We start from the raw sequence: 18,938 nt of genomic DNA, 5'->3' as shown, positions 1-18,938 counted from the left end.
CGCCCTCCCTGAGTTCACGCCACCAGACGGTCGAACGCCTCATGCACGGCGCCGAGCGTATCCTTGAGCGTCGCCTCGAGCGTGTCGAAGTCCGGCATGTCGGATGCCCGCGCCAGCAGCTCCCGCAAGGCGAGCGGCGCCTTGTCGGCGGCGAACGGCTTGTCGAGACACAGCCGCAAGATTTGCGTGAGCGTGTGATAGAGCCGCGCCGCGGGAATCAGAATTTCGGAGTCGCCAGGGCTTAGCACACCGGCGGCGGAGAGCTTGGTAAGCGCCATCTCGGTGTTCTGATCGAGCACCTCCGGATGCTCGGCGGCGCTGACGAGTTGCAGGAATTGCGCGAGAAATTCCAGGTCGATCAATCCGCCACGCACCTGTTTGAGATCCCAGATATCGGCGGTGCCTTTCTCGTCGGCGATTCTCGCTCGCATGGCCCTGACCTCCTCGGCCACAGCGACACGGTCACGCGGACGCGACAGCACGGACCTGATCGTGTCGTTGATGGCGAGGCGCAGCGCCACGGGTCCGGTGACGACCCGGGCTCGGGTCAGCGCCAGATGCTCCCACGTCCAGGCCGAGCCCGTCTGGTAGTCCACGAAACTCGAGAGCTTGGTCGCCACCGGTCCTTGGCTGCCGGAGGGCCGCAATCGCATGTCAACTTCATACAATGCGCCTTCGGCGGTCTGGGCCGAGAGCGCCGCGATCAGGCGCTGGGTGAAACGGGTGTAGTATTGCGTGCCCGGCAGGCTTCGTTCGCCGTCGGAGTGGGCGTCGTCGCCGGTGAAATCGTACACGGTGACGAGATCGAGATCCGACGCCGCCGTCATCTCCCTCCCGCCCAGCTTGCCCATTGCCACAACCGCCGTCTCGCCGCCCGGCATGCGCCCGTACTGGCTTTCGAGCTCCTCGCCGACAAATCCGGCAAGCGCCTCGATCAGCGTCTCGGCCAGACCGCCATAGGCGGCACCCGCCTGCCGCGCCGAGATCGTGCCGGACATCACACGGACGCCGATCAAGAAGCCCTGCTCGCGGCCAACGATCCGGGCCCGGTCGAGCGCATCCTGATAGTCGGTGGCGAGTTCGAGCGCCGTCCCGACCAGCTCCTTGAGCTTGGCAGGCGTAGGGACCGCGCCGAAAAACCCGGGATCGAGCACCGCATCGAGCAAGCGCGGCCGGCGGCCGATGATATTCGCCAGCCGCGGCGCCGTGCCCATGATGTCCGCGACCAGGCGCAACAGGCTCGGATTAGCGGCCAGCAGCGAGAAGAGCTGAAGCCCGGCGGGCATGCTCGCGATCACCTTGTCGAAGGTGGCCAGCGCCAGGTCCGGCTCCGAGGTCCGGCCGAAGGCATCGAGCAGCAAGGGGAGAAATTCCGTCAGCCGTTCCCGCGATTTCGCGCTTCGCGTCGCGGCATAGCGGCCCGACTGCCAGGCGCGAATGGCGCCGACCGCGGCCTCTGGATTGTCGAAGCCAAGCTGCTTTAAGCTCGCCAGCGTGGCCGGGTCGTTTTCGTCGGCAACGACAATGCCGGGCGCCGATGTGGGTGCTTCCGGAATCTTCTCGAACAGCGCACCGTAATGCGCCTCCACCAGCTTGAACTGGGCCAGGAGCGCATCGCCGAACGCGTCCGTGTCGTCAAACCCCGCCAGCCTGGCGAGCCGATCGAGCTCTGCGCGGTCGGCCGGAATGATATGCGTCTGCTCGTCGCCCACCATCTGGATACGATTCTCGATCCGGCGCAGAAAATAATACGCGCGGGTGAGATCGTCCGCCGTCTGCGGCTCGATCCACCCGCCCCCCGCCAGGGCTTCAAGGGTCTCGATCGTGCCGCGTGTTCTGAGTTCCGGATGCCGGCCACCGGCAATCAACTGCTGGGTTTGAGCGAAGAACTCGATGTCTCGAATGCCGCCGCGGCCGAGCTTGATGTCGTGGCCCTCCACGGCAATGGCGCCGTGACCTTTGAAGGCGTGCACGCGGCGCTTCATGGCGTGAATGTCGGCGACGGCGGCGAAGTCGAGATATTTGCGCCAGATGAAGGGCGCGAGCTGGTCCAGGAACTCGCCGCCGAGAGCGACGTCACCGGCCGCGATGCGCGCCTTGATCAGCGCGGCCCGCTCCCAGTTCTGGCCGAAGCTCTCGTAATAGGTAAGGCCGGCGTCGGTGGAGAGCGCGATCTGGGTCGCGCCGGGATCGGGCCGCAGCCGCAAGTCGGTGCGATAGACGTATCCGTCGCCCGTGTGCTCCTGCAGCAGACGGACGAGATCGCGGGTCAGGCGGACGAAGAAGGACGACGGCTCGACATCCGCGGCAAGCCCGGCAAACTCGGTGTCGTAGAACACCATGAAGTCGATATCGCTCGAATAGTTGAGCTCCATGGCGCCGAGCTTGCCCATGGCGATGACGAAATAGCCCGCCGCGTCCTCCTGCCCGGTGACCTGCCCCGCTTCGCGCGCTTTGCGGAACAAGAATGCCACCGCCTCCTGCACCGACGCATCCGCCGTCTCGCTTAAGGCCCGCAGTGTGACAGCCGTGGGCCAAACGCCGCCGAGATCGGCAAGCGCCGTCAGCAGCGCCGTGCGCTGCTTGAACTGCCGCAGCAGCGTCATGACCTCCTTCTGGCCGGCCGCTTGCGCCACATCTTCGGCCAGCGCAGCGCGGGCGTCGGCCAGATGGGTGTCGGGATCGCGCGTCAAGCATTCCAGCAGAAGATGGGGGGATCGCCCGGCGAGCGCGGCGAGATAGGGTGACGCCGAGAACACGGCCTCGAGCAGCGCCGCGGATTTCGGCGCGGCCAAGAGCTCGGCGGACGCGGCAAGCGCTGGCACCTCGCGCAGTGCCTTAAGCGCACTGGCAAGCACATCGGCGCCGCGGGCGGCGTCGTAGATTTGGGGAAGTTCGGTGATCCGCTCGGCGAACGCCGTCACGTCGGTCTCGACTCTGCTCCCGCGGGCGGCTCCTCGGCCACCCCGTTGACGAGCGCGTCCCCCTCCGTGGGCAATTCGAGGACGACACGGAGGCCCGGTTCGTTATCCTCCAGCCTCAAGAACCCACCATGCAGCCTGGCCACGGCGGCGACAAGGCTCAAGCCGAGCCCGCTGCCAGGCTCCGACCGGCTCGCTTCGAGCCGCACGAACCGGCCCAGCACCCGATCGCGCTCGGCCGCCGGCACGCCGGGGCCCCTGTCGGCAACGATAATACGCGCGAAGCCCTCTCCGGCTTCCGTCCGCACCTCGACTTCCGGCGCCCGACCGTTGCCCCCGTCACTGCTCAGGGCTCCGTATTTGAGCGCGTTGTCGATGAGATTGGCGATGGCCTGGCCAAGCAACTGACGGTCGCCGTGAATGACGATCGGCGTGCCCGCTTCCGATCTAAGGCCGATGCCGCGCTCTTCGGCGACGGGCTCGTAGAGTTCGGCCACGTCACCCACCAGCGCCGCCAGGTCGAGCGTCTCGCGGTTCTCCCCGGCCGCCCCCGCCTCGAGCCGGGCAATGGAAAGCAGCGCGTTGAAGGTCTTGATGAGGCCGTCGGCCTCCTCGATGGTCCGTTCCAGTGCCTCGCGATGCGCCGTCTCGTCATGAGGTTCGCGCAGTGCCTCCTCGACCCGATTGCGCAAGCGGTTCAGCGGCGTCTTGAGGTCATGGGCGATATTGTCAGACACCTCGCGCAGCCCCGCCATGAGCTGCTCGATCCGCGCCAGCATGAGGTTGAGGCTCTCCGACAATCGATCGAGCTCGTCGCCTGAGCCGCTCACCGGCAGCCGCCCGGTCAAATCGCCGGCCATGATGGTGCGCGTGGTGGCGGAGAGACTGTCGATGCGCGTGAGCAGCCTGCGGCTGACCCAATAGCCGCCGCCGATGCCCACGAGGGCCATCACGCCGAGCCCCCACAGCATTGTCGTGCGGATCAGCCGCGCCAGCTCGCGCCGGTCCTCGATGTCCCGGCCGACGATCAGGCGGTAGCCGCCCGGCAGACGAAACACGTTGGCGAAAGCGAGCCGCCGCTCCACGCCGCCAGGCGCAGGTCGGCTATAGACGAACTCGACCGGTCCGAGACTGTCCCACAGTTGCGGCGACACGGCGCTGAGATTGCCGGCGAGCTGCTTCCCGTCCTTGTCGGCCACGAGATAAAGGCTGTTGCCCGGCGTCTGGCTGCGTTCGGCGACGATGCGCACGAGCTGATCGAGACCGCCGGCGCGATACTGCTCGGCGAGCCCTTTCAGTTCCGCGTCGATAGTCTGATTGAGCTGCCGCGACAGCAGAACCGTCGTGTTCCAGTAGATGTAAAAGACCGCCAAGACGGCGGCCACGCTGAACAGCGCGAGATAGGTCAGCGACAGACGGAAAGTGGTGGTCCGGAAGAGCTTAGTGAGCGCTGTCACGGATACTGTAACCGGCGCCGCGGACCGTGTGCAGGAGGGGGTTGGCGAAGTTCTTGTCGATCTTGGACCTGAGCCGCGAAATGTGCACGTCGATCACGTTCGTCTGCGGATCGAAGTGATAGTCCCACACATTCTCGAGCAGCATGGTCCGGGTCACGACTTGGCCTGCGTGTTTCATCAGATATTCGAGCAAGCGAAACTCACGAGGCTGCAACATAATGGCTTCGCCCGCCCGCGTCACCTTGTGGGACAGGCGGTCGAGCACGAGATCGCCGACCACGAAGCGGGTCGAGCCCTCTTCCGGCGAGGTGCGCCGGGCCAGCGCCTCGATGCGGGCAAGCAGCTCGCTGAAGGCATAAGGCTTGGTGAGGTAGTCGTCGCCGCCGGCGCGCAGGCCTTTGACACGGTCGTCGACCTCGCCGAGCGCGCTCAGGATCAGCGCCGGCGTGCGGATTTCCTCGGTCCGCAGGGACTTGATGACCTCGAGCCCATCGCATTTGGGCAGCATGCGGTCGACGATCAGGACGTCGTAGGCATTGGACCGCGCGAGATCGAGGCCGGTCTGGCCGTCCGCCGCATACTCGGCGACGTGGCCGGATTCTTTGAGGGCCCGCTTGAGAAACGCCGCGGTCTCTTGATCATCCTCGATCACCAGAACGCGCATATCGGCGGGCTTTCCTGACAAGGTGGCTTACTCGGCTGGAACGAAGGGGTGGGCGACGCGGCGGGGGGAAACCGCGCCGCCCTCCGGCGTAGAAGGCTTACGAGATACTCAAGCCTTCTTCAGTGAAAGCGCCACGAAGCGCGTCTGATCGCCGGTTTTGACTTGCATGAGCACCTTGACGGTATCCTTGTCAGTCTTGGAGGCGGCCATGGCCTTCTTGATCCCGGCCGCGACATCGCCCGGCTCGGACACGGTCACGCCCGCGACTTGCAGGATGATGTCGCCCGGCTTCAGGCCCTTGTCGGCGGCATCGCTGGAAGGATCGACCTCGGTGATGACGACACCCTCCTCGCCGGCGCCCGGGAACTTCACCGCCGGGGCAAGCGACAGGCCGAGATCCTTCATCTGCTCGCCGGCGTCTTCCGGCTTGTCCTCTTGGAGGGCAGCCAGCTTCTTGGCGCTCGGGAAGGCACCCAGCTTCATGTCGACCACACGCTCATCGCCATAGCGGACGATGGAGAGCTTGACCTGAGAATCGGGCTCGAGCTCGGCGATCTTTCGGGCGAGGTCGCGGGAGTCCTCGACCTCATCGCCGTTCACGCCGACGATCACGTCACCGGCCTTGATGTCTTCCTTGGCCGCCGGACCGTCCTCCGTCACCTTGGTGATCATGGCGCCCTTGGGCTCCTTGAGACCGATCGAGTCGGCGATGTCGTCGTTGACGTTCTGGATCACCACGCCCAGCCAGCCGCGATCGACGCTGCCATGGCTCTGCAGCTCGGTGACCACCTGCTTGACGAGCGCCGCCGGCACGGCGAAGGCGATGCCGACATTGCCGCCCGAAGGCGAGAAGATGGCGGTGTTCACGCCGATGACGTTGCCGTCGAGATCGAAGCTCGGGCCACCGGAGTTGCCGCGGTTCACCGCCGCGTCGATCTGCAGGTAGTCGTAGGGTCCGGAACCGATGTCGCGGTTATGCGCCGAGATGATGCCGGCCGTGACCGTGCCACCGAGACCGAAGGGGTTGCCGACCGCGAGAACCCAATCGCCGACGCGCGGGTCCTTGGTCGAGAAGTTCACAAACGGGAAGGACGTCTTCGTCTTGTCGGTGATCTTGAGCAGCGCCACGTCGGTGCGCGGGTCGGTGCCGACGAGCTTGGCCGAGAACTTCTCGCCATCTTCCATCGTCACCGTGATGTCCTCGGCGTCCTCGACCACATGGTTGTTGGTCACCACATAGCCGTCCTCGGAGATGAAGAAGCCGGAGCCCTGCGCCAGGCTCGGGGTCGGCTTGGACGGACCCTGCGGCATGCCCTTCTTGAACTGCTTAAAGAAGTCGTAGAGCGGATTGTCCTCCGGCAGGTCGGGCATGCCGGGAATCTGCATGTCGTTATCGGCGACCTTGGTCTCGCCCTTGACGTTGATGCTGACCACGGCCGGACTGACCTTGGCCACCAGGTCGGCGAAGGTGAGCGGCGCGCGACCGAACGGCGTCTCGATCGTCTGCGCCGGCTGTGCGGTCTCGGCGGCCGCGAAGGGCACGCCGTTGCCGAGCGTAATTCCCAACGCGCCCGTCGCGATCAGGGCGGCAGCGGCGAGGAGCGCGGGCTTGCGGGTCAGCTTCCGCACTCGCGGGCTCTCATTCGCGGCAGGGCTCTGGTCAGTTTTCATCAGTCACCTCTCTCCTGAGAAGGAAAAATCCCGTTGATCGCGCCTGGCCCGGAATCACTTAGGGGCAGGCATCCAAGGGCCTACATATAGGCCTTCACCAATTACGCCGCGGTTTCGGCGGGATTAAATTTCGGTAAGGTTGAGGCTGAGAAAAGTCAGGATTTGAAGGCATTTGCGGGGCCCTCTGGCGCCGGCGAGCGTGGCTTCAGCCTTCGCCCATGATCCGCTTCAATCGGCGCTTTTCGGTTGCCGTCAGCGGCTTCGGCGCTTCGGCTGCCGTGCTCCGCCGGCGATAGGCGATCACCAGCGCCGCGAACGCCCCGAGCAGGACGAGCGGCGTGGCGAGCCACAGCACCCAATTATGCGGCGTGAAGCGCGGCTTCAGCAGCACGAACTCCCCGTAGCGGGCCACCACGAAATCGATGATCTCCTCGTCGGTGTCGCCGGCCTTCAGCCGCTCGCGGACGAGGACCCGCAGATCCTTGGCCAGCGGTGCATCCGAATCGTCGATCGACTGGTTTTGGCAGACAAGGCAGCGCAAGCCCGCCGACAGCGCCCGCGCCCGCGCCTCGAGCGCCTGATCCTGCAAGATCTCGTCCGGCTGGACCGCGACCGCAGGACCCATAGCCGTCGCGCCGATCACGCAAGCCAGAAGCATGGCAAGGACTGACTGACGGAGACGCATGGTCACTCGACCGCCGCCGCGGCCGCCATCTTCGAGCGCGCCCGCTTCGGTGCGCCGACCCGCAAGCGCCGGTCGGATAGCGAGAGTCCGCCGCCGAAGAACATAATCAGCGCGCCGATCCAGATCAGCCGCACCATCGGGTTGAAATAGACTCTCACGCTATAAGCGCCGTCCTTGAGCTGATCGCCGAGCACCACATAAAGGTCGCCGCGCCAGCTATTGTGGATGCCGGCTTCCGTGGTGGCGCTCTTCTCCACCGCGAAGGCGCGCTTCGACGGGGTGAGCTCGGTGACGGGCTCACCCCCGCGCGTCACCACGAACTTGGCGACCCGCTCGCTGTAATTGGGACCTTGGCGCGGCGCCACGCCCGCGAAGGCGAGATCATAGCCGGCGATGTCCAGCGACTCGCCCGGCGCCAGGAGCTCGATGCGCTCGGAGCGCCACGCCGTGGTGGACACGAGGCCGATCACCATGACGCCGACGCCCGCATGAGCCAGCGCGCCGCCGAACGTCGCGCGCGGCAGGTTTCGCGCCCGCCGCCACGACTCGGACCCGGAGACATCGAACAGCTTGACCCGATAGGCGATCTCGGTTGGCGCTCCCATGATGAGCCAGATGCCGAGACCGATGCCGAGCGGCGCCAGCCATGGGCCGTGCTGGTTCACGGCGAGCACCAGGATCATGACGGCGAGAGCCGCGATCGCCGCCGTCATCAGACGTTGCGCCGCCGCCAGCAGATCGCCCCGCTTCCAGGCGAGCAACGGCCCGAACGGCATGGCGATGAGCAACGGCACGATGAGCGGCACGAAGGTGAGATTGAAGAAGGGCGCGCCGACCGAGATTTTCTCGCCGGTGATCGCCTCAAGCGCCAGCGGATAGAGCGTGCCGACGAGCACGGCGGCGCAGGCCACGGTCAGCAGTAGATTGTTGAGAACGAGACTGCCCTCGCGGCTGATCGGCGCAAACAGCCCGCCTTGGCTGAGCAGCGGCGCCCGCCAGGCGAACAGCGCGAACGCGCCGCCGATGAACACGCCCATGATGGCGAGGATGAACACGCCGCGCGCCGGGTCGACGGCGAAGGCATGCACCGAGGTGAGCACGCCCGAGCGCACGAGGAACGTCCCCATGAGACTGAGCGAGAAGGTGATGATGGCGAGCAGGATGGTCCAGACTTTGAGCGCGTCACGCTTCTCCATGACCAGCGCCGAATGGAGCAGCGCGGTGCCCGCGAGCCACGGCATGAAGGACGCATTCTCGACCGGGTCCCAGAACCAGAACCCACCCCAGCCGAGCTCGTAATAGGCCCACCACGAGCCCATGGCGATGCCGATGGTGAGGCACATCCAAGCGGCGAGCGTCCACGGCCTAACCCAGCGCGCCCAGGCCGCATCGATGCGGCCGTCGATCAGCGCGGCGACGGCGAAAGAGAACGCCATCGAGAAACCCACATAGCCCGCGTAAAGGAAAGGCGGATGGAAGGCGAGGGCCGGATCCTGAAGCACCGGGTTCAGCCCTTCCCCGTCGAACGGCGCGGGATCCAGCCGCATGAAAGGATTGGACGTGATGATGATGAACAGCAGAAAGGCGACGGCGATGGAGCTCTGCACCGCGAGCACATTGGCCTGAAGCTGGCGCGGCAGATTATTGCCGAAGGTCGCGACCGCGGCGCCGAACAGCGCCAGGATCAGCACCCACAGGACCATGGAGCCTTCATGGTTCCCCCACACGCCGGAGATTTTGTAGAGCAGCGGCTTCGCCGAATGGGAGTTCTGCCAGACATTGGCGACCGAGAAGTCCGACGTCACGTAAGCCGTCATCAAGGCGATGAAGGCGATGCCGATGAGGATGAATTCGGCCTGTGCGGCGGGAACGGCGACAGCGGTGAGCTTTGGGTCGCGATAATGCGTACCGATTAGCGGCACCAGCATCTGCACGATGGCGACGCCAAGGGCGAGGATCAACGCATAGTGGCCGGTCTCGGCAATCATTCCTGACCTATCCTAGTTGGTCGCGCTCGGCGCCGCGGCACCGGCCTCGCCGCGCCACACGCCTTGCGTCTTCAACTTGGCGGCGACCTCGGGCGGCATGTAATTCTCGTCGTGCTTGGCCAGCACGTTGTCGGCGTGGAACACCCCGTCAGGCTCCAAGGTGCCCTCGGCGATCACACCCTGCCCCTCGCGGAACAGATCGGGTAGCACGCCCGTATACGTCACCGGCAGCGTCTTCGCCCCATCGGTGATGACGAAGCGGACGGTCGTGCCCTCGCCCCGGACCACGCTACTCGTCTCGACGAGGCCGCCGAGGCGGAACCGCTGCCCCGGGGACATCTGCATCTCGGCTACATCGCTCGGGGCGTAGAAGAACACGATGGAATCCCGCATCGCGTAGAGCACGAGGCCTACGGCGACACCGAGCACCACCAGGCATGTGCCGATCAAGACGCCTCTACGCTGCTTCCGGGTCATGACTTCAATCCAAGTTCTGCGGCCAGCGCGTCGAGTTGCTCCGTCGCGTCCGCGTTGCCGGCAAACTGGGCCTTGGCGCGGGCGAGCGCTGCCGTGCGTCGTCCTTGCGGTCGAGCACCGTATAGGCCCGAACCAGCCTGAGCCAACCGGCAAGATCGTCGCTGTTCTGTTCAAGCTTTGTGGCGAGCTTTTGTACCATGGTCTCGACCATCGCCTGACGGTCGGCTGGGCTCATATTCTGCGCCGCGGCGATATCAGCGGCGCTCGGCCCCGCCATCCCGCCTTGCGGCGCCCCCTCGGCCGCAGCGGGCGCCTTGCCTGAAAGATGCGCCTCGGCATTGGCGATCCGCTTCTGCACCATCGCCTGCCAAGCCTCGTCCGCGCCCTTCTTCTCCAAGAGCGCGCGCCAGCCGTCGATGGCGGCCGCGTAATCGCCGTCCTGCTCCTTGGCGATGGCGATGAGAATGCGCGGCTCGACCAAGCTCTCGTCGAGCGCCACGGCGCGCTCGAGCGCCGTCCGCGCCTCTTCCGTCACGAGCCCGCCCTTCTCCAGGACGAGCGCCTGGCCGTAGCCCGACAGGCGGTTCGCCGTCGCGCCAAGCAAACGGATCGACTGCGCATAGGCCTCCGCCGCGTCGGCGTAACGGCGCGCGCTGAGATAGACCGGTGCGATCGCGTCCCAGCCCTCGCCTTCCTCCGGATGGGCGCGCAAGCGCGCCTCGACCCGCGCCACCAGCACGGCGATATTCTGCTCGGACGCCGGATCTTGCAGGCGCGCCGCGAGCGGTTGATCGGGAAGACGGGGAGAGCCGTAGAAAAGATAGAGGCCGAGCGCGGCGAGCGGCAGGGCGAGCGCCACGGCGATCAGCGCCGCACGGGCCGGTCCCGCCGCCCTTGTCCGCGCCTTCGCCTTGCGGCGCTTGGCGTCGGTGGCGAGCAGCCGGCGCGCCACCTCGAGACGGGCCGACTCGGCTTCCGCCTCGCCGATCAACCCACGGGCACGGTCGCTGTCGATCTCCTCAAGCTGATCGCGATAGACGGCGGCGTTGAACGCCTCGCGCGCAGGCTCGGACCCGCCGCCGCCCGCCAGCGGGCGCAACAGGAAGAACAGCACGATTGCCGTGAGGGCGGCGAGAATGACCCAGAGCAGCACGAGCGGCGCGAGCCTCCAAAAGCCAAAGAAGGGCTAGGCATAGGGAAAGGCGCTTGGTGGGGCAAGGTCCGGCCGGCGCGCGCGGATTAATTCGCCGCAATGTGCGGCGAACGTGGAGCTCACGCAGACGGTGGAGTGACTAGCCGACGGGATTCCAGGTGCCGTCCGGGCCCCGGCAAGCCGTGCCACGGGCCGTCTGCGGCTGACCGCTGATATAGATCGTGTGGGTATAGGGCCGGCAGAACGAGCCGCCCTGCTGGTAAGGCTTGCCCGGCACAATCTGGCCGCGATGCTGGTTGGAGGGATTGTTCCACGGCGTCGCCTGACCGGGCTGGCCGTATTCGAGGGCCTGATACTCCGCGGCAGCCGCCAGTTTGCGGTCGCGCGCATCCATATCCGCACCGATCAGGTTGCCGAGAATGCCGCCCGCCATCGCGCCGATCGCCACGCCGCCGATGCGGTTTTTCTTGCCGCCAATGGCAGCACCGGCCGCACCGCCGGCGACGGCGCCGAGGATAGTTCCGGTGCCCTGCTTGTTCCCCGGGCCGCACGCCGCGAGGAAGACAGGGACAAGTGCAATGGCAATAATCGGCGTGAATCTCATGTGTTCCCCCTCGGCCTGAGTTAACCAGTCGGCCCCCGGCGAGAGACTGAAGTGCTGGAGTTTAGCGTCTCTAACGACCCTTAAGAATAACAAATCTGGCCAAAATAGGTTGCAACGAAGCTAACGGTTAAATTTCAGGCTGCTGGCAGGGTTAGCCTGGCCCGCAAGCCACCTTCCGGCGACGGTTCGAGCTCGAACCGGCCTTATAGAGATGCGCCAGGTCGGCCACGATGGACAAGCCGAGGCCCGATCCGGGCTTGCTCTCGTCCAGCCGCTGGCCCCGCTTCTGGGCGCGCGCACGCTCGGCCTCGGTCAATCCGGGTCCGTCGTCATCGACGACGACCGTGAAACTAGTGCTGCCGCGCACGGGCTCGGCATGCGCCGTGACCCGCGAGCCGGCCCATTTGCAGGCGTTGTCGAGCAGATTGCCGACCATCTCCTCGAAGTCCTGCTTCTCCCCCTGGAACTTCAGGCCCGGGCTCGTGGCAACCTCGAGGCCTATCCCCCGCTCGCCATAGATGCGGTCGAGCGTGCGCCGCAGCGCCTCGAGCACGGGCCCGACGTCGGTGGTGTCACCGATCACGCCGGAGCGCGCCGCCACCCGCGCCCGGTCGAGATGATGGGTGATCTGGGTGCGCATGATCTCCGCCTGCTCGACCACCTTGTCGGCGAGTGGCCCTTCGTGGGTGCGCGCCTCGTTGCTGATCACGCTGAGCGGCGTCTTCAACGCATGGGCCAGATTACCGACATGGGTTCGCGCCCGATCCACGATGTCGCGATTGGATTGGATGAGCGCATTCAGCTCCTGTTGCAGCGGCTTGATCTCGTCGGGAAGCTCCCCTTGCAGGCTCTCCGCGTCGCCCGAACGGATCGAGGCGAGGTCGTGGCGGATGGCGCGGAGCGGCAGGAGTCCGAAGCGCACTTGGAAGAAAGTCGCCACCAGGAGGCCGAGCCCAAGCACGCCGAGCGCCAGAATGAGCATGGTGGTGAACTCGGCGAGATCGGCGTCGATCTCAGCCGCGTCGCCCGCGACAGCATATGAGTACGGCGCCGAGTCCGGCCCCTCGGGCCTGATCTCGCGCTCGACGATTCGCAAATTCTGCTCGTCGGGCCCCGGCGCATAGCTCCGGCGCGTGAGCGTATCGTCGGCGGCAATACCGTCGCTGCTCGGCAAGTCGAGCTGCTGGTCCAGCAGCGAGTCAGAGATGAACAGCGGACGCTTGGCGCCTTTGAGCGGCTTGATCTGCCAATACCACCCGGAGAACGGGATGGTGAAGATGGGATCGCCGAGACTGGCGGGTTCTTGGGGAGTGGCCGCCCCCTCAGCCGTGGTCGAAGCCACGAGGCTCGTCAGATAGACGTTGAGGCGCGCGTCGAAATTTCGTTCGACGGCTTGGCGGTAGAGGGAGACGAGGAGAATGGCGGCGATGGGGATGACCACGAGGGTCCACGCCGCGGCCGAGGCAAACAGCCTGAAGGCGAGAGATTTAGGCCCCATCTTCTTGGTCCGTGAGGCGGTAGCCCAGCCCCCGGACTGTCGTAATGAGGTCGATGGGAAGCTTCTTACGCAGGCGCCCGATGAATACCTCGACCGTGTTCGAGTCGCGGTCGAAGTCCTGCTCGTACAAATGCTCGACGAGCTCGGTACGCGACACGACACGCTCCCGATGCAGCATTAGATAATGCAGCACGCGGTATTCGTGGGAGGTGAGCTTGATGCCTTGCCCGTCGACCGTGACGCGCGCCGTTTTGGTGTCGAGGCGCAACGGCCCGCACTCCATCTCGTTGCGGGCATGCCCCGCCGAGCGGCGCAGGAGCGCGCGGAGCCGCGCCAGCACTTCCTCCATATGGAAGGGCTTGGCCACGTAGTCCGTCGCGCCGGCATCCATGCCGGCCACCTTGTCACTCCAGCGCTCGCGCGCCGTGAGGATCAGCACCGGCATCTTGCGGTCGTCACGCCGCCATTGCTCGAGCACGCTCAGCCCGTCTTTCTTGGGGAGGCCGAGATCGAGCACCACGGCGTCATAGGGCTCGGTATCGCCGAGGAAGTGGCCCTCCTCGCCGTCGAATGCGGTATCCACGGCGTAGCCGCCTCGCCGAGCGCGGTCACGAGCTGCCGGTTCAGATCTGGATCGTCTTCGACCACGAGAAGCCGCAAACGATGACCCTCCCTATTCAGGACGCTGCCAGCGCCCTCCTAGAATTGCCCGGTACGCGCGTCAACGGTGAGATTGGTGACGTCGCCCTTCTTGCCGAGCACCACGATCTTATAGACGAACTTGCCGCCGCTCTCGCACAGGGTGGCCGAGATGACCTTGCCCCCGGTCTTGGACTGGACCTTGTTGTAGATGACGTTGCCGGGAACGAGCGAGTTTTGCGAGATGATCGCGCCGGCCGATTTCCACGGCACGCAGCCCGCCTGGGCGGGCGCCCAGGCCGCGGTCAACATGACCGCGGCGAGCGCCGCAATGGCAGTCCGCTTCATCGCCCAACACATCATCTCAGTCCCAATATCCTTGCTTTGCGGGTAACCCTAAACGAGCCCCAATGAACGGCGCATGAACGCGTCCGCCCGTCTTACCTCTGACGCGCGGCTTTGCCCACACCGCTCTTGCCGGCGGCAGTCATCGACGGACTTGGATTGCAGCGATTGTGATATAGAGCGGCGCTTCTTAGAAGAATCGCCCAATGTCCAAGAGCGTCATGCCCGATAATCACAATGCATAAGCGCCAAGCCCCGATTGGCCGCCGCAAATTCTGAAGACCGCGAGCCTCGCCGGCGCCGCGGTCTTGTCGGCGCGCGCGGCGCAGGCCCAAGAGCCAAACCCGACGGCGGATCCGATGGAGGATCCCTCTTCCGGCTCACCCCCGGTCTTCTCGCCGGACACGCCAGCCTCCTCCCTGGTGAACCCACGCAAACCGATGCCTTCCGACATCACCGCCGCGCAAGTGCGCGAGGCACTGCAGCTCGAACCCTCTGAAATTTTCGGCTATGCGCGCGACACCTATCGCAGCGCACTCTATGTCGCGCCGGGCGGCTTGCCTGCGCCGTTTCAAACCGGACGGCCATTGGGCGGTGCGCAGTTCTTCATGGTGACGCCGCGCGCACCGGTGAAGCTTCACCGCGTCGAGAACGATCAGCTCTATCACTATTACGGCGGCGACCCGATCGAGGTGCTGATGCTCTACGAGAGCGGCACCAGCGAGCTCACCGTGATGGGTCCCAACGTCATCGGCGGCCAGCTCGTGCAGCTGTTCGTGCCGGGCGGCACGTTCCACACCGCGCGCGTCACCGGCCACCGGCGCTGGTTCCTGGGCGGCGCCACGTCCTGGCCCGGCATCGACCCCGCCCGCGACGTGGAGTTCGGCGATCTCGAGATGCTGGTCGCCCAATATCCGGAAGCCGCGAACGATTTGCGCGACTTCCCAACGCCGCAAGAGCCCCCGCCTCTGGCCGAACCGGAATCCGAGCCCGAGCCGCTGAAATGCCCCGAGCCCGGGGAAGCCGCAGCGCCCGAGTCGAGTCCGGCGCCGGAAACCCCTTCCGAGCCTTAGCCGTTCAACGTCTTGCCCCGCGACCATTCTGCCGATTGAAGCGCGGCCTCCGGAGGCATATTTCTACCTCCGATGAATCTCCACATCCTCATATACCTGATCTTGTTCATCGCCTTCTTCCCGGCGACTTGGGCCTCTTCGGCCTATCTCGACCGCGTTTGGCCGACCACGACCGAGCTCCTGCGGGAGCGCGGCGAGGAGATCAAGGAAGAAGACATCCCCGATTAGGGGTCGCCTTCCGAGGCCTTGAGCAGCACGATCTCGCCTCGCTGACGGGCCGGGCCTTGTCGGACGTGCTCAATCCAGCCGGAGCCGCCCTCACATCTGTCACGTCACTCTCCGGTTACAGACCGAGGCGCGCCTCGACGACCTTGCGCAATTCGACGCGATCCCGCGTGGACACGCCAATGAGCTCGGCCACGCGCCACACCAGATTCGACTCGAACTCGTCGACCACGCCGTCGGCCATCACCACCTCCCACAGCATCTCGACAATGCGCTTGCGGCCGTCCTGGTCGAGCTCGCGGCAGAGAACGCTGGTGAAGCGGTAAAGATCGACGGCATCGCGCTCGCGTGCCTCCGACTCCTCGAACAGCTGACGGACTTCGCCCGGCTCGAGGTCGAACCGCTTCTGTAGCAGCGCCTTGACCTTGCGCTTTTCATTGGCATCGAACTCGCCGTCGATCGTGCCCGCGGTCACGAGCAGTGCGCCCGAGGCGAGGCGCAGCTCCTCCTCGCGCAGATTGCCGGCGCGCGAGCCATCGGCATCGATGCCTTCGACGAGATCCTTGAGTTTGGTCCAGAGCGACATCGGGGCTCCCTCAGCTTCGCAAAATGAGAGGCGAAGCGCCCCCTATAGCGCAGCCCGCCCCGCCCATGCGAGACCCCGACCACAAAAATCCATCACCAAAAAAGCCGATGGCCGGGCATCAGGCCCGGCCATGACAATGTCTGCCGTTGAATTTGGAAGATTTAGGCCGCGGCCTGCTGCATGGGCTCAGTCACCGCGCGATAGCGCACGATACCGTGCAGGGTCTCGCCGTCCGCATCGAGCCGCGCCTCGGTGTACTCGTGGCGGAGATTGACCAAATAATGATCCTCGAGCTCAACGCCTGATTATGCAGCACCATCCGGATCACCTGGATGATCTCATGCACCTCGATCGAGCCGCTGGCGCGCGACCAGACATGAAGCGTCAGGCTGTGCTCGAGCCCGTCTTCGGTGCCAGTGCTCCAATCCTGGTTCACGGTCTGGCCGAGGGTGATGTAGGGAAACGGCGTCGCGGGCGGCGCGTCGCTGTAAATGCGGTCGCCGCCGAGCAGCGTTGTCAGCTCGGACGAGTTCACCAGCGCCTGGTAGATGCTCCTCTGGAGCGCCCAACTCGCTGCGGTCATGGCAGGATCTCCTAACGTTCGTTAACGAACATGTAGGCACCGAAGCACCAAACGCAAAGCCCCACCCCTTCACGAATTTGAGATCAGACCTCGCGGCGCGCCCTCTTGAAAGAGCCCACCAAAATATTTCTGAGACTCTGCTTAACGCGAGGTAAACGCGCCCGAAAAATCGGCAGGAGCCAAGGGGACGCGGGGCGCCGCACCGTACCGTGCTCGATGAAGCGCGCGCGCCGTTCTCGGTCATCCCCCTTGGGATCGTCGTGGCGCCCGCCTAGGCGCGCAGCCGTTCGCGCCGTGAGCGGGGCTGATCTTGCGGCATCAAGCGCCAGAGACAGCGCGAAGCGCGGCAGCGAAAAGGGAAGATCAAACGAAAATGCCCGGCGCATTGGCCGGGCATGAGGAAGGAAATAAATGACGTTAGACCTCCTAGTCCTGGGGGTTCCCGGCGTCCCAGTCCCGCAGCGCCTCGCCGACGATCTCGCGAAAGTCGGCGCCCTCCGTCATGTCCGTGATGCCTTCGCCGAACTTCTGCGACAGCGCAGTGCAAGGCGACTTCTTCGAGAAGGCCACGAACAACTCCTCCGAAAACAGCTCCGGTTCCAGGGCAACGATTTTCTCGCCGAGCCCCAGCCGCGCCAGCTCCGCGCTTCCGGGATAGTAGGCCGCGATCACATAGTCGGCGTCGCCTGACAGGAGGGCGTCGAACGCGGCGGAGAGCCCGTCCACGCGCGTCACCGTCAGCTTGTCTTTCATGAAGGTGTCGAACGCCGGGCCGAAACTCTCGCCTTCATTCGCCACGCCCTTCTTGCCGATGAGATCGTTCTGGCCCTTGAAGTCGAACCGCGCATCGTTGGCGACAAACACCTGCACCGGATCGTAGGCGAAAGGCGGCTGGACGTATTGGAGATATTCGGCGCGCTCGTCATTGTAATAGATGCCGATGATCATGTCGGCCTTGCCCTCGCGCGCCGCGGTCTGCGCGTCCGCCCACGAGCCCATATATTTGGATTCGAACGGCACCTTGAGTTCCTCGGCGATCTCGGCGACGAGGCTGGGCGCCGCGCCTTTGATCTCGTCGCCGTCCTTGAACGCCATGACGGGATATTCAGGATGGCCGGTCGCCACGATCTTGGTGCAGGTCTCTTCGGCCCGCGCCGCTGATACGGAGACCGCCGCGGCCACAAGCAGGCCCAGACAGACGCTTCGCTTCATACTCACCCTCCACCTCCCAATCGGCTGCTGACGTCTTTTCGGGTTTGGACCTTATCGGCCCCGGCGCGGCGGGCCAAACTGAAGTTGGTCAGGCGGAGGATCTCGTGCCCCGCTCGCGGTGCGGACAGCCGGGCCAGCAACAGGGCCTGCGCTTTCCCTCGTTCAGGCTGGAACAGCCCCATTCGATGCGGTGCGTTCGCGTCTCCGCCTTCTTGGCCGACTCGATCCAGCAGATCCACTCATTGCGGGCGAGCGGCGTGATGTCCTCCCAGGTCGCCAACGCCTTGGCATCGGCGAGCAGCGCCTTTTTCAGGTCTGCCGGCAGGTCGTGGACCACACCGCCCGAGATCTTGTTCTTGGTCGGAGCTTGGCTCATTGCGCGGTGAACCCGCCGTCGATGGTCAGCACCGCGCCGACCACGAAGCGCGCCTCGTCGGATGCCAGATAGAGCGTGGCCGCGGCGATCTCTTCAGGCTTGCCGAGGCGCTTGATCGGCAGCCAGCCGCACGCCTCCTTGCGGCTCACCTTATGATCGTCGATCCAGCGCAGGAACATGTCGTCCGGAATGTCGAAGGCGCAGGACGCGATCGCGTTGATCGAGATGTTCTCGGGCGCCACTTGGAGCGCGGCGGACTTGGTCAGCCCGATAATGCCGCCCTTGGTCGCCGCGTAGAGGCCGTTGTCCGGCACGCCGGTCATGCTGCTGGTGACGGAGGCCTGGTTGACGATCGCCCCGCCCCCGTTCTTACGCATCTGCGCGACCTCGTGCTTGAGGCAGTAATAGGTGCCCTTCAGATTGGTGTCGACCACGGTGCCGAAATCCTCCGACGGCAGGTCGAGCGTCGGACCGGTGATCTCCTTGGACGCGTTGTTGATGGCGACGTCGAGCCGGCCGAAGCGCTTCACCGTCGCCGCCACGAAACTCTCGACGTCGGACTCTTGGGCAATGTCGGCGTGTTGGTAAAAGCCGTCCGTGCCGTGAGCCTTCACCTGCGCCAGCGTCTCCTCACCGCCCTCATCGTTGATGTCGCACAAAGCGAGCTTCGCGCCCCGTTCGGCAAACGCATTCGCCAGCACGCGGCCGAAGCCTTGCGCGCCGCCGGTGATCAATACGACCTTATCCTTGAAATCGAGCATTGCGCCTGCTCCCTAGCTCG

18 protein-coding genes and 2 pseudogenes are annotated in these 18,938 nt (G+C 65.4%); 2 read left to right on the top strand and 18 right to left on the bottom strand.

Translation table 11 applies throughout. The features are described 5' to 3' along the window. Nucleotides 1-14: 14 nt before the first annotated feature. The 12 genes and pseudogenes from AUC69_RS05365 to AUC69_RS05310 form a co-directional block, all read right to left on the bottom strand. Nucleotides 15-2,924 (bottom strand): bifunctional [glutamine synthetase] adenylyltransferase/[glutamine synthetase]-adenylyl-L-tyrosine phosphorylase, encoded by a 2,910-nt coding sequence (locus AUC69_RS05365; RefSeq protein WP_069441235.1) that lies wholly within the window; start codon nt 2,922-2,924, stop codon nt 15-17. After that, complete coding sequence (locus AUC69_RS05360) at nt 2,921-4,378, bottom strand: sensor histidine kinase (protein WP_069441234.1); 1,458 nt, start codon at nt 4,376-4,378, stop codon at nt 2,921-2,923. The genes AUC69_RS05365 and AUC69_RS05360 overlap by 4 nt, the downstream gene beginning before the upstream one ends. After that, nucleotides 4,362-5,042 (bottom strand): response regulator transcription factor, encoded by a 681-nt coding sequence (locus AUC69_RS05355; protein WP_069441233.1) that lies wholly within the window; start codon nt 5,040-5,042, stop codon nt 4,362-4,364. Before AUC69_RS05355 ends, AUC69_RS05360 begins: the two co-directional genes overlap by 17 nt. Before the next feature lie 108 nt (nt 5,043-5,150). Next, nucleotides 5,151-6,671 carry a Do family serine endopeptidase gene (locus tag AUC69_RS05350; protein ID WP_244500104.1) on the bottom strand — a complete coding sequence of 507 codons (1,521 nt, stop codon included), beginning with the start codon at nt 6,669-6,671 and terminating at the stop codon, nt 5,151-5,153. Nucleotides 6,672-6,918: 247 nt separating this feature from the next. Beyond that, nucleotides 6,919-7,398, bottom strand: coding sequence for a cytochrome c-type biogenesis protein (locus AUC69_RS05345; RefSeq protein WP_069441231.1), 480 nt, complete (start codon nt 7,396-7,398; stop codon nt 6,919-6,921). 2 nt (nt 7,399-7,400) lie between these two features. Then, nucleotides 7,401-9,386: a heme lyase CcmF/NrfE family subunit gene (locus AUC69_RS05340; RefSeq protein WP_069441230.1), complete on the bottom strand. Its 1,986-nt coding sequence runs from the start codon at nt 9,384-9,386 to the stop codon at nt 7,401-7,403. Between the two features lie 12 nt (nt 9,387-9,398). Then, nucleotides 9,399-9,863: a cytochrome c maturation protein CcmE gene (gene ccmE / locus AUC69_RS05335; protein WP_069441229.1), complete on the bottom strand. Its 465-nt coding sequence runs from the start codon at nt 9,861-9,863 to the stop codon at nt 9,399-9,401. 4 nt (nt 9,864-9,867) lie between these two features. Then, nucleotides 9,868-11,016: a c-type cytochrome biogenesis protein CcmI gene (ccmI, locus tag AUC69_RS05330; protein WP_083239114.1), complete on the bottom strand. Its 1,149-nt coding sequence runs from the start codon at nt 11,014-11,016 to the stop codon at nt 9,868-9,870. A gap of 139 nt (nt 11,017-11,155) precedes the next feature. Further along, the gene (locus AUC69_RS05325) at nt 11,156-11,620 is read right to left on the bottom strand and encodes a glycine zipper 2TM domain-containing protein (RefSeq protein ID WP_069441228.1); all 465 of its coding nucleotides are present in this window, start codon (nt 11,618-11,620) and stop codon (nt 11,156-11,158) included. 151 nt (nt 11,621-11,771) lie between these two features. Beyond that, a complete protein-coding gene (locus AUC69_RS05320; RefSeq protein WP_342018532.1) occupies nt 11,772-13,118 on the bottom strand; it encodes an ATP-binding protein in 1,347 nt (448 codons plus the stop codon). Next, nucleotides 13,108-13,778: pseudogene (locus AUC69_RS05315) on the bottom strand (response regulator transcription factor). The gene AUC69_RS05320 and the pseudogene AUC69_RS05315 overlap by 11 nt, the downstream one beginning before the upstream one ends. A gap of 39 nt (nt 13,779-13,817) precedes the next feature. Then, nucleotides 13,818-14,120 carry a PepSY domain-containing protein gene (locus AUC69_RS05310; RefSeq protein WP_141700600.1) on the bottom strand — a complete coding sequence of 101 codons (303 nt, stop codon included), beginning with the start codon at nt 14,118-14,120 and terminating at the stop codon, nt 13,818-13,820. 341 nt (nt 14,121-14,461) lie between these two features. On the opposite strand from AUC69_RS05310, the gene AUC69_RS05305 reads away from it, so the two are divergent. Together AUC69_RS05305 and AUC69_RS17350 are read left to right on the top strand one after the other, a co-directional pair. Then, nucleotides 14,462-15,175 carry a cupin domain-containing protein gene (locus AUC69_RS05305; protein ID WP_244500103.1) on the top strand — a complete coding sequence of 238 codons (714 nt, stop codon included), beginning with the start codon at nt 14,462-14,464 and terminating at the stop codon, nt 15,173-15,175. Nucleotides 15,176-15,247: 72 nt separating this feature from the next. Beyond that, nucleotides 15,248-15,403, top strand: a complete 156-nt coding sequence (locus AUC69_RS17350) for a hypothetical protein (RefSeq protein WP_158008025.1) — start codon at nt 15,248-15,250, stop codon at nt 15,401-15,403. A gap of 115 nt (nt 15,404-15,518) precedes the next feature. Here AUC69_RS17350 and AUC69_RS05300 read toward each other — a convergent pair whose 3' ends face one another. The 6 genes and pseudogenes from AUC69_RS05300 to AUC69_RS05280 all read right to left on the bottom strand — a co-directional run bounded on the left by AUC69_RS05300 (nt 15,519) and on the right by AUC69_RS05280 (nt 18,918). After that, nucleotides 15,519-15,986 carry a tellurite resistance TerB family protein gene (locus AUC69_RS05300; RefSeq protein WP_069441225.1) on the bottom strand — a complete coding sequence of 156 codons (468 nt, stop codon included), beginning with the start codon at nt 15,984-15,986 and terminating at the stop codon, nt 15,519-15,521. Between the two features lie 161 nt (nt 15,987-16,147). Further along, nucleotides 16,148-16,264: a hypothetical protein gene (locus AUC69_RS19635; protein WP_425283503.1), complete on the bottom strand. Its 117-nt coding sequence runs from the start codon at nt 16,262-16,264 to the stop codon at nt 16,148-16,150. Between the two features lie 92 nt (nt 16,265-16,356). Further along, nucleotides 16,357-16,569: pseudogene (locus AUC69_RS19630) on the bottom strand (DUF3168 domain-containing protein); the annotation flags it as partial. 426 nt (nt 16,570-16,995) lie between these two features. Continuing rightward, nucleotides 16,996-17,781: a substrate-binding periplasmic protein gene (locus AUC69_RS05290; protein ID WP_069441224.1), complete on the bottom strand. Its 786-nt coding sequence runs from the start codon at nt 17,779-17,781 to the stop codon at nt 16,996-16,998. Nucleotides 17,782-17,869: 88 nt separating this feature from the next. Next, entirely contained in the window at nt 17,870-18,157 is a 288-nt protein-coding gene (locus AUC69_RS05285) for a YdeI/OmpD-associated family protein (RefSeq protein WP_069441223.1), read from the bottom strand. After that, complete coding sequence (locus tag AUC69_RS05280) at nt 18,154-18,918, bottom strand: SDR family NAD(P)-dependent oxidoreductase (protein WP_069441222.1); 765 nt, start codon at nt 18,916-18,918, stop codon at nt 18,154-18,156. Before AUC69_RS05280 ends, AUC69_RS05285 begins: the two co-directional genes overlap by 4 nt. Nucleotides 18,919-18,938: the final 20 nt, after the last annotated feature.

The organism is Methyloceanibacter superfactus (assembly GCF_001723305.1).
GTDB classification, from domain to species: domain Bacteria; phylum Pseudomonadota; class Alphaproteobacteria; order Rhizobiales; family Methyloligellaceae; genus Methyloceanibacter; species Methyloceanibacter superfactus.
The sequence above is the reverse complement of the archived record's forward strand: the minus strand, read 5'-3'. Positions and strand labels throughout refer to the sequence as shown.